The sequence below is a fragment of the Trueperaceae bacterium genome (assembly GCA_036381035.1).
Lineage (GTDB): Bacteria > Deinococcota > Deinococci > Deinococcales > Trueperaceae > DASRWD01.
Window position 1 is genome coordinate 96,030 of the sequence record DASVDQ010000065.1, and the last position, 13,277, is coordinate 109,306.

Genomic DNA, 13,277 nt, shown 5'->3' on the forward strand with positions numbered 1-13,277 from the left:
GGGCAAGCGTGAAGCACGTGAAGAGGTCTCTCCTAGCGGTGGCAGCGGTCCTGCTGGTCTTGGGTTCCCCGGCGGCAGCCCAAGACGGCGAGCTCGAGGAGGTCACCCTCGCCACCCTGGCGCCCAGCGCGCTGCTGTGGCTCCACGCCATCGCCGTCGACCAGGACTTCTACGCCGCGAACGGCGTGTCGGTGACGACGGTGCAGGCGCAGAGCAGCGCCGCCCTCGCCCAGGCCGTGGCCAGCGGCAGCGCGAACGCCGGCGTGGCGCTGGGTGACAACGTCATGCGGGCGATCGACGAGGGCGCGCCGCTCGTGATATCCGGTGCGATCCTCGCCAAGCCCATCCTGAGGCTGATCGGCACGACCGAGACGGCGGCGGACCTGGCCGGTAAGCGCGTCACCGGCGGCGCGGTCACCGGCGGCACCTCGGACCTGCTGCTCTACATGCTGATGAACGCCGGCGTGCAGCCGGACCAGGTGCAGGTCGTGGGCATCCCGAACTCCCGCGACCGTCTCGTGGGCTTCCAGAACGGCCAGCTCGAGGGCGGTCTGCTCATCGCCCCGTTCGACATACAGGCGCTGCGCGAGGGCTTCAACCTGCTCGATGTCTACACCGACTACTGGCTGGAGACGCCCCTGATCCTGAACCGCGATTGGGCGCAGGCGAACCCCGAGGCCGCCAGGGGCGTCACCAGGGCCTTCGCCGACGCGGCCGCGTGGATCTACGAGCCCGAGAACCGCGACGATGCCGTGCGCATCCTCAGCGAGTACACGGGCATCGAGGAGGACATCGTCCAGGAGGCGTACGAGTTCATAGTCCTCGAGCAGCAGGCGATAAGCCCCGACCTCTCCGTCCCCGAGGACAGCCTGCGCAACATCCTCGTCATCTCGCAGGCCGTGCACGGCGGCGAGATGCCGCCGTTCGAGCTGAGCAAGTACTACGACCCGAGCTACCTGGAGTAGCCGACGGTCCAGTCCTCTCGGCTCTCCGTCCCGCCCATCGGCCTTGGTCGGTGGGCGGGACGCGTGGTCGGTGCCTACGGAGTCGGGGGCCTCCGGGTCGGGGGCACGCGAGTCGTCGACGCGCGGCCGCCAGGAGCCTCCTGCCTCGACCGACCTGAACCAGCATAGGCGCCTGAAGGGAAGCTAGGGCAATCGGTGTTCTCCAAGCGCGCCCGAGGGGTCGACAGCGCTGGGGTCCCTAGCGAACCGGCGGAGCAAGGGCCCATGCCGGACCCCGGGCCCCAGACCCCTGGCGAGCCGGCACGCCTCAGGGCTGCAGCGCCTCCTTGAGGGCCTCGCCGAGGAAGTAGACGGCCAGGATCGTGACGACGATCAGGAGACCCGGCCACAGGACCAGCAGGGGCGAGATCCAGAAGTAGTTCTGGCTGCTCGTGAGCATGTTGCCCCAGCTCGCCGTGGGCGGCTGCACGCCGATGCCGAGGTAGCTCAGCGAGGTGGCGACGAGGATCGCCCAGGCCACGCCGAGCGTGGCGGCCACGATCACCGTGGGGGCGGCGTTGGGCAGGACGTGCCGCAGGATCAGCCGCGAGGTCCCGGCGCCCAGCGCCCTGCCGCTCTCCAGGTACTCCAGCCTCGTGATGCGCAGGACCTCGGAGCGCACGACGCGCGCCACGTTCATCCAGCTCGTGATGCCAATGGCCACGACCAGGGTCACCAGGCTGGGCGGGAAGAACGTCAGGATCGCCAGCATCACGAAGAACGCCGGCACCGCCATGAACATGTCGGTCACGCGCATCATCAGGTACTCGAGCCAGCCGCCGAAGAACCCGCTGAGCAGCCCGACGGCCGTGCCGATCACGAGCGCCACCAGCATGGCGACGAACCCCACCTGCAGGGTGATGCGTCCGCCGACCATCAGCCTGGCCAGGACGTCGCGGCCGAGCTCGTCGGTGCCGAGGGGGTGCTCCCGCGACGGCAGGGCGAAGGCGTCGATCACGTCGATCGCGTTCGGGTCGTGGGGCACGACGAGGGGGCCGGCGAACGAGAACAGGACGATGAGCACGAGGACCGCCACGCTGAGGGGCCCCATCCACAGACGACGGAACCTGGCGAACGCCGCCACGGCCTCACGTCCTCCTGACGCGCGGGTCGGCGACGGCGTAGAGGAGGTCGACGACGAGGTTCAGGACGATGACGAGGAAGGCGACGACGAGGGTGAGGCCCATCATCAGCGGGTAGTCGCGCGTGCTCGCCGCCTGGATCGCCAGCTGGCCTATGCCCGGCCAGCCGAAGACGGTCTCGGTCACGACGGTGCCGCCGAGGAGCCTGGTGAGCACGATGCCGAGGATCGTCAGCACCGGCAGCAGGCTGTTGCGCAGCGCGTGGACGAAGACGACGCGCGCGGCGGGCAGGCCCTTGGCCCGCGCCGTGCGCACGAAGTCCGCCCGCAGCGCCTCGATCATCGAGCTGCGCGTGTAGCGGGTTATCTCGGCCAGGTTCAGCAGCCCGAGCACGATGACGGGCATCACGAAGTGCTTCGCCACGGCCAGGAAGCCGGTGCTGCCGTCGGACGGCCTGATCCCCGACGAGGGCAGCACGCCGAGCGTGACGGAGAACAGGAGGATCAGCGTGAGGCCGAGCCAGAAGGGCGGCAGCGAGAAGCCCGCGAAGGCGACGGCCGTGATCACGTTGTCGAGGGCCGAGCGCGGCCTGAGGGCGCTGACCACCCCCAGGAGGATGCCGAAGATCGCGCTCACGACGAAGGCGACGAGGCCCAGGTAGACGGTGTTGGGCAGGCGCCCGCCGATCAGGCTCCGCACCGACGCCCCGAACTGCAGGCTGGTGCCCAGGTCGCCCCGCAGCAGGGTCGTGAGCCAGCGACCGTACTGCACCGGCAGCGGCTGGTCGAGGCCCAGGTTCGCCCGGATCCTCTCGACGTCCTCTGGCGAGAGGTTGGGGTTGATCATCACGGTCGGTCCGCCGGGCGCCGTGTGGAGCAGCACGAACGTGCCGATCGACACGAGCAGCAGGACCACGACCGTGCCGACGATCCGTTGGATTAAGAACCTGACCATGCCCTACAGCGCCGGACGCCGCGGGTGGGGCGGTCGGGGTTAGCCCTCCGCCCCACCCGCTGGACCCTCCTCAGCTACTGGCCCTCGTACCGCCACTGCTCGACCCACTGCAGCGCCTCGCGGAACGGCAGGGGGGTCGTCGTGAGCCGCGCGTTCATCGCCTGGATGTCCTGCGGGTAGAAGAGGACGACGCCGGGCGGGTCCTCGTACATCACCTGCTGGAGCTCCTTGTAGATCTCGGCCCTCTCGGCCTGGTCGGAGGTGGCGCGCCCCGCCTCGAGGAGCTCGGTCACGCGAGGGTTGTCGTAGTGGACCGTGTTGAACGCCTGTCCGGGCGCGTAGTAGTTCGTGAGGTCGGGGTCGGGAGGCAGCACCCAGAAGCCCGCGTGCGCGACCCACTCGCCGCCGAGCAGCTTCTGCACGTAGACGGGCCACTCGTCCACCCGCACGCCCACGTCCATGCCCAGCGCCTGGTAGGCCTGCTGCGCGATGAGCGTCGTGCGCTCGCGCGTCGGGTTGCCCTGGTCGACGCCGATCTCGAAGGCGAACCGCTCCCCGTCCTTCTGGAGGACGCCGTCAGGACCCGGCGTCCAGCCGGCCTCCGCGAGCAGCTCCCTGGCGCGGTCGGGGTCGTACGGGACGGGCTCGAGCTCGTCGTCGAACGCCCACGGGAACACCGGCGGGATCGGCCCCACGCCGATGACGGCCTCGCCGCCCATCACGCTCTGGATGATCGCCTCGCGGTCGAGGCCGTAGATCATCGCCAGGCGTACCCGCGGGTCGGAGAACAGCGGGTGCTCGTAGTTGAACGAGATGTGCTCGAAGCCCAGGTAGGGCACGCTCTGGATCTTCACGCGGTTCGAGCGCTGCAGCGCCGGCAGGTTCGTCGGCTGCACGACGGCGTAGTCGAGCTCGCCGCTGAGGAGCTGCGCGACCTGCGTGTTCACGTCGGGCAGGACCTTGAAGATCACGCGCTCGATGGGCGGGGCGCCCTTGAAGTAGTCGGGGTTAGCGACGAACTCGTACTGGCTGCCGGGAGTGACGCTGGCGATCTCATACGGCCCTGTCGAGATGGGGTGGCGCGTGTTGAACTCGGTGGCCTCGGCGATGTTCTGGCCCTCGAGCACGTGCCTCGGCACGATGCCGACGTTGTAGGAGGCGATCGTCGGGAACGAGCCGAGGGGGCTCGAGAGGTGGAACCTGACCGTGTAGTCGTCGACGACCTCGACGCTCTCGATGACCGCGATGGCGGAGCGCCTGGGCGAGTTGTTGTTCGGGTCGAGGATCGTGTCGTAGGTGAACTTGACGTCCTCGGCCGTGAACGGCTCGCCGTCGTGCCAGGTCGCGTTGTCGACGAGCTCGAACGTCCACGTCAGCCCGTCCTCGCTCACCTCCCAGCTCGTCGCCAGGTCGGGCCGCGGCTCGAACGTCTCGGGGTCGGGCCGCGTGAGGGCGTTGAAGAAGAACCTGTTGATGGGCACGGCCGCGGCGTCGGTGCCGAGGATGGGGTTCATGAGCGGGTCGGCGGGGATGGCGAGGCGCAGGACGGTGCCCGGCTGGGCCGCCGCGGTCCCGAGGAGCGCGAGGAGCAGGGCGGCGAGCAGGCCGCCCCGCCATCCCGCTCGCTGGGCACGGGGGCGTGTCTCGTGGCTTCTGGTCATCGCTTCGTCCCTTCCTTCACGCTGCGAGCGTCCGCTCGCGGAGGCGGGCGCGAGTCGCTGGGCTCCAGCGGCCCGCGCGCATGACGGCCGCGAACCGCGAGGCGTCCTCGAGCAGGGAGAGGTCCTCGAGCGGGTTCCCGCGGACGAGGACGAGGTCGGCCCGGTGGCCCGGCGCTATCCGCCCGACCTCGCCCTCCAGGCCTAGGGCCTTGGCCGCCACGGAGGTCGCCGCCTGCAGCGCCTCCATGGCGCTCAGCCCCGCGTCCCTGAGGAACCCGATCTCCTTGGCGTTCTGGCCTTGCCTGTATCGGTTGCCCACGTCACCTCCCGCTGCGATGGGGACCTTCATCTCGTGCGCCAACCGCACGCTGTCCAGCCACGGTTCCTCGTTCGCCTCCATCTCCAGGCGCTGCTTGTCGCCCAGTCGGAGCTCGTCTCCCAGCCTCAGCACGCTGTGGAGGGTGCAGAGCGTCGGCACCAGCACGCTGCCGGCGGCCAGCATCGCCGCGGCCGCCTCCTCGGTGAGGCGGGTGCCGTGCTCGATCGTGTCGGCGCCGTGCCGCGCGGCGAACAGCGACGACTCCTCGGCCTCCGAGTGGCAGGCCACGCGCAGGCCGAGGCGGTGCGCCTCGGCTATGGCGGCGCCCACCTCCTCCTCTGACATCGTCGTCATCCAGGTGTAGGAGAAGACGCTGGGCTCGCTGCCGCTCAGGCCGAGCTTCACGTGGGTCGCCCCGAGCTTCGCCTGGCGCCGCACCTCCCGCCTCACCTCGTCGACGCCGTCCACGACGACGCCCACGCCCGCCGCGTTCGTGATCCACGGCTGGTAGGAGTCGGCGGTGCCGGCCGTCGTCGTGATGAGCTCGGCGCCGGCGAGCACGCGCGGTCCCTCGAGCAGCCCCTCGCGGACGGCCCTGGACACGGCCAGGCTCGCCGAGCCGCGCGAGCCGACGTCGCGGACGGTCGTGTACCCGTGCTCGAGGAGGAGGGCGGCGTTCCTCGCCGCCACGAGCGTGGCGGACTCGAGGGAGCCCGTGTCGATCGCCTGCATGGTCGTGTACCTGTCGAAGACCAGGTGCACGTGGCAGTCGATGAGGCCGGGCAGCAGCGTCGCTCCTGACCCGTCGACCACGGTCGCCTCCCTGAGGCGTCGGCCGTGGAGCCGGTCCGCGGGCAGGACCTCGGCGACCTCGTCGCCCCGCACCACCACGGCGACCCCCTCGGCGGGCTCGGGGGAGACCCCGTCGATGACGCGGTCGGCGAGGAAGACCGTCTCGTTCATGGGGCGGGCTCCTCTACCTTTGGGCTGGCTCCGCGGGCGTCCATGGCGTGGCGGTCAGCCCTCTCCCGTGCCGGCGGCGATCCGTCGCAGGTCGTCGTTCGTGAGCACGCGGTTCGTCGCGCGGGCGGCCGCCTGCACGGCGGACGTGAGCCGCGCGAGCGCCTCGCCCTCGTAGTCGATGCCGAGCGCCCGGAGCCGCGCGCGGATCGCCTCGGGTCCGCTGTACTGGCCGATCGCGACCTGCCGGTTGGCGCCGACGAGCTGGGGATCGAAGGCCTCGAAGGCCGGCGGGTGCTTGAGCACCGCCTTGACGTGGGTCTCGAGCTTGTGCGCGAAGGCGACCTCGCCGGTGATCGGCTTGGTCGGCGGCACGTCGACGCCGAGCAGCGCGGCGACGTCGCGCGCCAGCCGGGCGAGGGCCCCCACGTCCACCTGGGGGAGCGCGCCGTAGAGGAACTGCAGGCACGCGGCCACCTCCTCGGTGGGCGGGTTGCCGGTGCGGTCGCCCCAGCCGTTCAGGGTCGTGTCGACGACCTCCGCGCCCGCCTCCAGTGCCGCCAGGGCGTTCGCGACGCCCAGGCCGAAGTCGTTGTGCCCGTGGAAGGCGACCTGGCATGACGTCGCGGCCCTGACCTGCTCGACGACGAACCTCACCGCGCCGGGTGTCGCCGCCCCCAGCGTGTCGGCGACGGCGATGCGGTCGGCGCCGGCGCGCTCCGCGACGGCCACGAGGTCGAGGGCCAGCTCGAGCTCGGTGCGCGTGGTGTCCGCGGGGGAGTACGTGACGTAGAGACCCCTGGCCTTGGCCGCGCGCACCGCCTCCTCGGTGCGCGCCCGTATCTGGCCCGGCGTGACGCCGAAGACCCGCTCGCGACGCGGCGGGGAGGGCACGTGCACGATGTTCGCGACGGTCGCGCCCGCGGAGGCCGCGGCCTCGACCTGCTCCTCCCAGGAGTCGAGGTAGCTCAGGACGACCGACTCGAGCTCGCAGGGCAGGCCCTCGTCGCGGAGGAGGCGGATCGTCCTCCAGTCGGACTCCGACAGGCCGGCGTAGCCGACCTGGATGCGGCCTACGCCCGCCGCGACGAGCCGGCGCGCGACCTCGAGCTTCTGCTCGGGCCGGAAGTTGACGATGGGCGACTGCTCGCCCTCGCGCAGCGTGCAGTCGTTGAGCGCGACGCGCGAGCCGGGGCCCAGCGAGGTGTAGCGGTCGTTGTAGGGGCTGAGCGTCTTGTGGGGCGTCACCGGCTCACCTCCTCCGCCAGCTCCCCGGGGACGAGGACGCGGCCGCCCTGCACCACGCGGTGGATCGTCGCGCGGCGCTGCAGGACCGTGACGTCGGCGAGGGGGTCGGCCTCCAGCACCAGCAGGTCGCCGAACTTGCCCTCCTCGAGGGTGCCGACCCTGTCGCCCAGGTGGAGGGCCTGGGCGGCCGTGCGCGTGGCGGACACCAGCGCCTCCTCGTGCGACATGCCGTGCCGCACCATCAGCTCGAGCTCCTTCGCCTGCTCGCCCTGCAGGTAGCGGTTGCCGAGGTCGCTGCCGGCCGCGATCTTCACGCCGGCGCGGTGGGCGCGCTCGAAGGAGTCGATCCAGACCTCCCGGTTCTCCTTCATCTCGCTGACCTGCTTGGGGTTCGTGCCCAGCTCCAGCACGCTGTAGAGGGTGCACAGCGTCGGGACGAGGTAGGCGTCCTCGGCGGCGGCGAGGCGCTCGACCGTCTCGTCGTCCATGCGCGTGCCGTGCTCGATCGTCGTCACGCCGGCGTCGAGCGCCATCCTCGCGCTCAGGTACGACTGCGCGTGGCAGGCGACGGTCTTGCCGAACCGCTTGGCCTCGTCGACGAGGACGCGCAGCTCCTCGGGGCTGAAGGAGGTCTGCTCGGTCGTGGTGTAGACGCTCGCCTCGGCGCCCGTGAGGCCGACCTTGACGACGTCGACGCCCAGCTTGACCTGCGTGCGCACGGCCTTGCGCACCTCGGCCTCGCCGTTCACCGGCATGCCGAGGCTGGCGGAGTTCGTCATCCACGGCGGCGTGGAGTCGGCCAGGCCCGCGGTCCCGCAGATGACGGGGCCGGCGGCCAGGATCCGCGGACCGTCGACCATGCCGGCGCGGACGGCGTCGCGGACGGCCGGCGCGATGGCCCCGCGCGTCCCCACGTCCCTCACGGTGGTGTAGCCGTAGGAGAGGAGCGTGCGGGCCGTGCGCGCCGCCACGATCGTGTGGAACTCGAGGGGCAGCGAGTCGATGGCGCCCAACGTGCCGAACCTGTCGTAGATCAGGTGGACGTGGCAGTCGATGAGGCCGGGGATCACCCAGCGGCCCTCGGCGTCGAGCACCGCGGCGGAATCGTCCCGGCGCAGCTCGGACATCGCGCCGAGCCTGGTGATGCGCCCCTGGCGGACCGCGACGAAGGCGTCTTCCCGGTAGCCCGGGTTCACGCCGTCCCAGACGCGGGCGTTGATCACGGTCACGTCGTGGTTGGCGCCCAGGTGGGCCCGCTCGTCGCTCATCCGCTACGCCTCCTCGTCCTGTCCGCTCGGTGGACCGCCAGGTTCGGCGAACTGGGAGCGGCCCGCCCCGGTCCGGCCGCCGGCCCTGGCGCGTCGCGCGCCGCTACCCTTCGTCCCCAGGCCGGAGCGCCCTTCACTCGACCAGCCCCAGGAACCGACGCTTGACGCCGGCGAGGTGCACCTCGATGGCCTCCCTCGCCCTCCGCTTGTCCCTGGCCTCGATGGCGTCGATGATCTCGCCGTGCTCGCTCACGGCCTGCGTGAGCTTCTCGCGCGACGACACCATCTGCGACGCCGCGTGGACGAGCAGGTCGGAGATCTCGCGCATGTAGCGGACCATCTCCTGGTTCCCCGTCAGGCCGACGAGGTGCGTGTCCATCCGGCGCGACTCGAGGAGGACCGCGCGGTTGTCGCCGCTAGCGAGGCCCGCGAGCTGCTTCGCGTAAGCGTCCTTGACCGCGCTCAGGTCCACGTCGGGCAGGTCGCAGAGGCGGGGGACGCACCAGACCAGGAGGCACTCCTGGACGTCGATGATGTCGAGCATCTTCTTGATGTCGATCCGCCTGACGACCGCCCCGCGCCCCGGAGTGCGCTCGAGGAGCCCCTGCGCGACGAGGTCCTGCAGGGCGTGCCGGACCGGCGTCCGGCTCATGTTCAGCTCGCGCGCCAGGCCCTCCTCGCTGAGGGGGCTGCCGGCCGGCAGCTCGCCGAGCAGGATGCGCTCCTTGATCGCCTCGCGCGCGACGTCCTGCAGCGAGCCGGAGCCCGTCGCCTTGGTGGTGTCCAGGACTGCCATCGCACCGCCTTCCGCGGTAGTCGTCGCCATCGGTCCTCCCCCGTATCCAGGCTGTATCCAGTTTGGATGCCAAGGGTAGGCGGGGAGGCCCTGGGTGTCAAGGGGCACGGCCGAGGCCGTGCGCGGTGGGGCGAGGCCAACGGGCCAGACGGCTCGGGCGCGCCGGTGGCCGCGGCCAGGCGCGGGCCTGGCGCGAGGCGACCCCTGCCCACCCGCGGTCGCCCGCGTTCCCCTGCGTGTGACTCGAAGCAGCACGCGCGGTAAGTTCGCACCGTCCTGCTCCGTGGCGGCGCCTCACAGTTGGGCCCGTCGTCGCCGGGTGGGGCGAGTCTCTACGGGAGGAGAAGGGATGGAGTTCGGAGAAGTCTCGGCTGCGCGCCGCCGTGCGCGCGTCGGCGGGCGTCTCGCGGCGCTCGCCGCCCTCTTCCTGGCCGCATGCAGCGAACCGGTGGTGCTGGAGATAACGAGCGTGTCGCCGACGAGCGGTGGTCCGGGGACCGTCCTCACGGTCACCGGCACCGGCTTCGCGACCGGCGCGACGGCGACGGTGTGCGGCGTCGCCCTGGAGGGCGTGAGCCTGGAGACGGACGCGGGGGCGCCCGGCACGGCGCGGCTGACCGGCACGGTTCCCGACCTGGGTGCCTCGGCCGAGTGCGTGGTGGCGGTCGTGAACCCCGGCGGGGAGAAGGCCACCTGGGACGGCAGGTTCGAGTTCCAGGGCACCGGGGGCGGGCAACCTCCGGCCAACCAGGCGCCGACCAGCACCGGCCTGCCGGACATCTCGGTCGCCGGCGACGAGGACACGCGCGTCATCGACCTGGCGGGCGCCTTCGACGATCCCGACGACGGCGCGGCCTCGCTCACGTTCGCCGCGAGCGTGACCTCGCCCGCCGGCAACGTGACGGCCGACGTGAGCGGCGCGACGTTGACGCTGGGGTTCCCGTCGCGCTTCGGGGAACCAGCGGACGTGACGGTGACGGCCACGGACCCGCACGGGGCGAGCCTGAGCGTCCCGTTCACCGTCGACTTCGCAGGCGGTGAGGTGCGGTTCGAGGCGCCGGGGCTCGGAGCCGGCGTGCTCGCCGAGGCGTCGGTCGAGGTGAGGTACGGGGGTCGCTGGTGGCGTCCACTAGCGGCGCCCAGGTGCTGACCCTGCGCAGCGGCGAGTACTCGTTCAGCGCCGAGCTCATCGAGCCCGGCAGGTACATCAACCGGAGGCTGCGCGCCCCCGAGGTCATCCAGACCGTCGCCGGCCCGGGCGAGACCGTGGTCGAGCTGGACCTGCAGGTGGTGCCGGGCAGCGGCCGCCTGTGGCTGCCCCTGCGAGACAGCGGCGGCAGCGGCTTCGTGTGGAGCTTCGACGACGACGCCCTGAGGGACGGGCTCGGCAGCCCGACCTCCGCGATCGACCCCGTGGGCGATGACGTGTCGGCGGTGGCCCGCGCACCCGACGGCGCGCTGTGGCTCTCGGGCCAAGGCGACGTCTGGCGGGTCGACCCCACCGAGCTCGACGAGGCCGACCCGCAGGTCACGTCGCCGTTCTCCTACAGCGGCGGATGGGGTTGGGTGTCCAACCTCGCCTTCGACCCTGACGGCAACCTCTGGACCGCCGAGATGGCCGCGGGCCGGGTCATGATGTTCACCGCGGACCAGCTCGACGAGGGCGGCTCGCAGTCGCCGCAGCAGACCCTCGACGTCCCCGAGGTCAGCGGGCTCGCGTTCGACGCGCACGGGAACCTGTGGGTGAGCGGCGCCGACGCGACGAACGGTACGCCCTACCTCATCTACCGCTACGACGCCGCCGACCTCGCGGAGCCCGATCCCCAGCCCGCGCTGACGATCAACGCTAGGGCGGTGAACCTGATCACGCCGGTCTCCGACCTCGCCTTCGACGACGCGGGCGACCTGTGGTACACGACCGGCCCCAGCAACCCGTTCGTGGGGCACGTGCCGGCCGAGGACGCGAGCGGCTCGGGGACGCTGTCCAGCGACGCGGACCAGGGCGTGAGGCTACCGCACAACGCCATGGCCATCGGCTTCGACTCCCGCGGGGACCTCTGGGCCATCGGCTACGACGGCGAGCTCATGGTGGTCCAGGCCGCCGACCTCGTGGACGGGACATCGCCGACCGCCAGCACCGTCGATCTGGACAAGACCGCCTACCTCGGCGCCTTCGAGATCGTCGACTGACGCGCCGTCGGCTTGGCAGCGCCGCGGGCCCCCGGTAGGAGCCCGCGGCGCTCGACCCTCCCATGCGACCGGAGCGCGCCCGGTCGTCCCCGGCCGAGACTTCAGGAAGCTGTGGTCCCACGGCGATGGGCGGAGGAGCCCTCACTCCACGTAGCTGTCGTAGCGCCACTGGCGTCGGCGGCCCGGGGAGAGGACCCCGACGTGGGTCGTCACGTTGCCCAGGCCGATGGAGAACTGGAGGTCGGGGTGGGCGGCGTCCAGCTCTCGCAGCCGGCGCTCGGCCCGGCGACGCGAGTCGGCGCTGCGGTAGTCGAGGTCCACGCCGTGGGCGGTGACGTGGTCGCTGCCCTCGGCTCCGTCGACGCGGCGGTTGTACTCCACCGGCCGCCACCAGTTGCGCATCTTCACCGGCTCGCCGACGAGGCGTCGCAGCTCGTCGGCGATCAGCGCCAGGGCGGCGCCGCGCTTCCACCAGGCGTGGGGCGGCAGGAACGTCTCGTAGCCGAGCTCCGAAGCCACGCGCGCGTCGTGCGGCGTGAGCATCTCCCGCGCCGAGAAGTGCGCGACGCCCGTGGCGGTCAGGTACTCCTGGAACCCCGCCGGCGTCATGGCGTGGTCCCGGGGGTCCACGACGGTCCCTCCGAAACTCGCTATCGCCGCGTCCAGCAGCGACTCGTAGTCGTCGCCGTACCCCACGAGGGCCGGCAGCGGCTTGATCTCGACGTGGAGGTGGTTGTCGTGGCCCGACGCGCGCGTGCACAGGTGCTCGCCGATCAGCACGGGGTCGTTGAAGAAGATCCGGCTGACCATCGGTTGGTGCCTGAGCGCCCTGAGCTGCGCCCTGGTGGCGTCGCGGTCGTAGGTGGCCGTCGTGTGCGTGGTGCCGCCCGGCGCCGTGCCGTCCGTCCGCGGCAGGCGCAGGTCGGCCTCGAGCCCCGTCTCGTGGCCCGCGTGGTCCGGCGTCGGGCCGCCCCGGGGCAGGCTGACGTCGTTGACGGTGATCGGCGCGTCGCCGGGGGTGGAGCCGAGGTGGTTGTCGTGGTACCAGCGTCCGGCGTCCGCGAGGGTGTCGGCCATCCACGAGGTACCGAAGTCGTGGTGGTCGGCCAGGTCGCGGAGCTCGAGGTTCACGAAGCCGTCGTCAGCGCCTCCGCCGGGCGGCATCTCCTGCCACCGCGCCGCGTCGGCCGAGTTCAGGTACTCGAGCGTGGGCCCGCCGACGTCCACCCTGCCGTCGCCGCTCACCGCGTTGCGTCCGCGGAAGATCGACTGCTGCAGCTTTATCGCCTGCGTCAGGTCATTCCCGGCCGTGCCGTCGACGGTGAGCCAGTCGAGGCCCAGCGCCACGAGGTGGGTCTTCAGCGCCGTGACGTCGGCGGGCTCGTTGGCGCCGCCGGCGCCGACGCTCTTGCCCAGGGTCAGTGTCGCCATCGGTGATGCCTCCAGTGGGCGGCGGCGTGTGGCCGGCCGCCAGCGGGCCGCGGGCTTCGGGTGCGACGCAGGTAGGGAAGCACTGCAGGTTGCTGGGAAGGCGGCAAGCCTAGCGGGCCGGCGCCTAGCCCGCTGTGAGGGTTGATATCGTCCTCGGAACCGACCCGCGGGGCGCGCGATGGGTTGAGAGCAGCCGTGGCTGCGCCCGCGGAGACGGTCGCAGCGGTGAGAACGGCACGAACCGGCCGCCAAAGGTCGATTGACCCGGTCCCGCCGGAACGAGTAGACTTCTGGATGCTGACCACGTGGGCGGTTAGCTCAGCGGGAGAGCACTCGCTTCACACGCGAGGGGTCACTGGTTCAA

Annotated in this window: 11 protein-coding genes; 3 read left to right on the forward strand and 8 right to left on the reverse strand. The window is 71.7% G+C overall.

The window, feature by feature from the left end; all coding sequences use genetic code 11:
- Positions 1-8 precede the first annotated feature (8 nt).
- Positions 9-965: an ABC transporter substrate-binding protein gene (locus VF202_08065; protein HEX7040049.1), complete on the forward strand. Its 957-nt coding sequence runs from the start codon at positions 9-11 to the stop codon at positions 963-965.
- Between the two features lie 307 nt (positions 966-1,272).
- On the opposite strand, the gene VF202_08070 is transcribed toward VF202_08065, so the two are convergent.
- The 7 genes from VF202_08070 to VF202_08100 form a co-directional block, all read right to left on the reverse strand.
- Complete coding sequence (locus tag VF202_08070) at positions 1,273-2,088, reverse strand: ABC transporter permease (GenBank protein HEX7040050.1); 816 nt, start codon at positions 2,086-2,088, stop codon at positions 1,273-1,275.
- 4 nt (positions 2,089-2,092) lie between these two features.
- A complete protein-coding gene (locus VF202_08075; GenBank protein ID HEX7040051.1) occupies positions 2,093-3,040 on the reverse strand; it encodes an ABC transporter permease in 948 nt (315 codons plus the stop codon).
- Between the two features lie 74 nt (positions 3,041-3,114).
- Positions 3,115-4,701: a peptide-binding protein gene (locus VF202_08080; protein HEX7040052.1), complete on the reverse strand. Its 1,587-nt coding sequence runs from the start codon at positions 4,699-4,701 to the stop codon at positions 3,115-3,117.
- 16 nt (positions 4,702-4,717) lie between these two features.
- Positions 4,718-5,983, reverse strand: a complete 1,266-nt coding sequence (locus VF202_08085) for an amidohydrolase family protein (GenBank protein HEX7040053.1) — start codon at positions 5,981-5,983, stop codon at positions 4,718-4,720.
- A 54-nt stretch (positions 5,984-6,037) separates the two neighbouring features.
- Positions 6,038-7,228 (reverse strand): LeuA family protein, encoded by a 1,191-nt coding sequence (locus tag VF202_08090; GenBank protein ID HEX7040054.1) that lies wholly within the window; start codon positions 7,226-7,228, stop codon positions 6,038-6,040.
- Positions 7,225-8,496, reverse strand: a complete 1,272-nt coding sequence (locus tag VF202_08095; protein ID HEX7040055.1) for an amidohydrolase family protein — start codon at positions 8,494-8,496, stop codon at positions 7,225-7,227. Before VF202_08095 ends, VF202_08090 begins: the two co-directional genes overlap by 4 nt.
- A 133-nt stretch (positions 8,497-8,629) precedes the next feature.
- Positions 8,630-9,292 carry a GntR family transcriptional regulator gene (locus VF202_08100; protein ID HEX7040056.1) on the reverse strand — a complete coding sequence of 221 codons (663 nt, stop codon included), beginning with the start codon at positions 9,290-9,292 and terminating at the stop codon, positions 8,630-8,632.
- A gap of 349 nt (positions 9,293-9,641) precedes the next feature.
- On the opposite strand from VF202_08100, the gene VF202_08105 reads away from it, so the two are divergent.
- On the forward strand, positions 9,642-10,442 hold the full coding sequence (locus VF202_08105; protein HEX7040057.1) for an IPT/TIG domain-containing protein: 801 nt from the start codon (positions 9,642-9,644) through the stop codon (positions 10,440-10,442).
- Positions 10,412-11,482: a hypothetical protein gene (locus VF202_08110; protein ID HEX7040058.1), complete on the forward strand. Its 1,071-nt coding sequence runs from the start codon at positions 10,412-10,414 to the stop codon at positions 11,480-11,482. The genes VF202_08105 and VF202_08110 overlap by 31 nt, the downstream gene beginning before the upstream one ends.
- Positions 11,483-11,623: 141 nt before the next feature.
- Here VF202_08110 and VF202_08115 read toward each other — a convergent pair whose 3' ends face one another.
- A complete protein-coding gene (locus VF202_08115) occupies positions 11,624-12,913 on the reverse strand; it encodes a D-Ala-D-Ala carboxypeptidase family metallohydrolase (GenBank protein ID HEX7040059.1) in 1,290 nt (429 codons plus the stop codon).
- Positions 12,914-13,277: the final 364 nt, after the last annotated feature.

Bases quoted from the DNA above. Each gene is read 5' to 3' on its own strand.
- VF202_08075 (HEX7040051.1), bottom strand. From the start codon at position 3,040: ATGGTCAGGTTCTTAATCCAACGGATCGTCGGCACGGTCGTGGTCCTG.
- VF202_08080 (HEX7040052.1), bottom strand. From the start codon at position 4,701: ATGACCAGAAGCCACGAGACACGCCCCCGTGCCCAGCGAGCGGGATGG.
- VF202_08085 (HEX7040053.1), bottom strand. From the start codon at position 5,983: ATGAACGAGACGGTCTTCCTCGCCGACCGCGTCATCGACGGGGTCTCC.
- VF202_08095 (HEX7040055.1), bottom strand. From the start codon at position 8,496: ATGAGCGACGAGCGGGCCCACCTGGGCGCCAACCACGACGTGACCGTG.
- VF202_08100 (HEX7040056.1), bottom strand. From the start codon at position 9,292: ATGGCAGTCCTGGACACCACCAAGGCGACGGGCTCCGGCTCGCTGCAG.
- VF202_08105 (HEX7040057.1), top strand. From the start codon at position 9,642: ATGGAGTTCGGAGAAGTCTCGGCTGCGCGCCGCCGTGCGCGCGTCGGC.
- VF202_08115 (HEX7040059.1), bottom strand. From the start codon at position 12,913: ATGGCGACACTGACCCTGGGCAAGAGCGTCGGCGCCGGCGGCGCCAAC.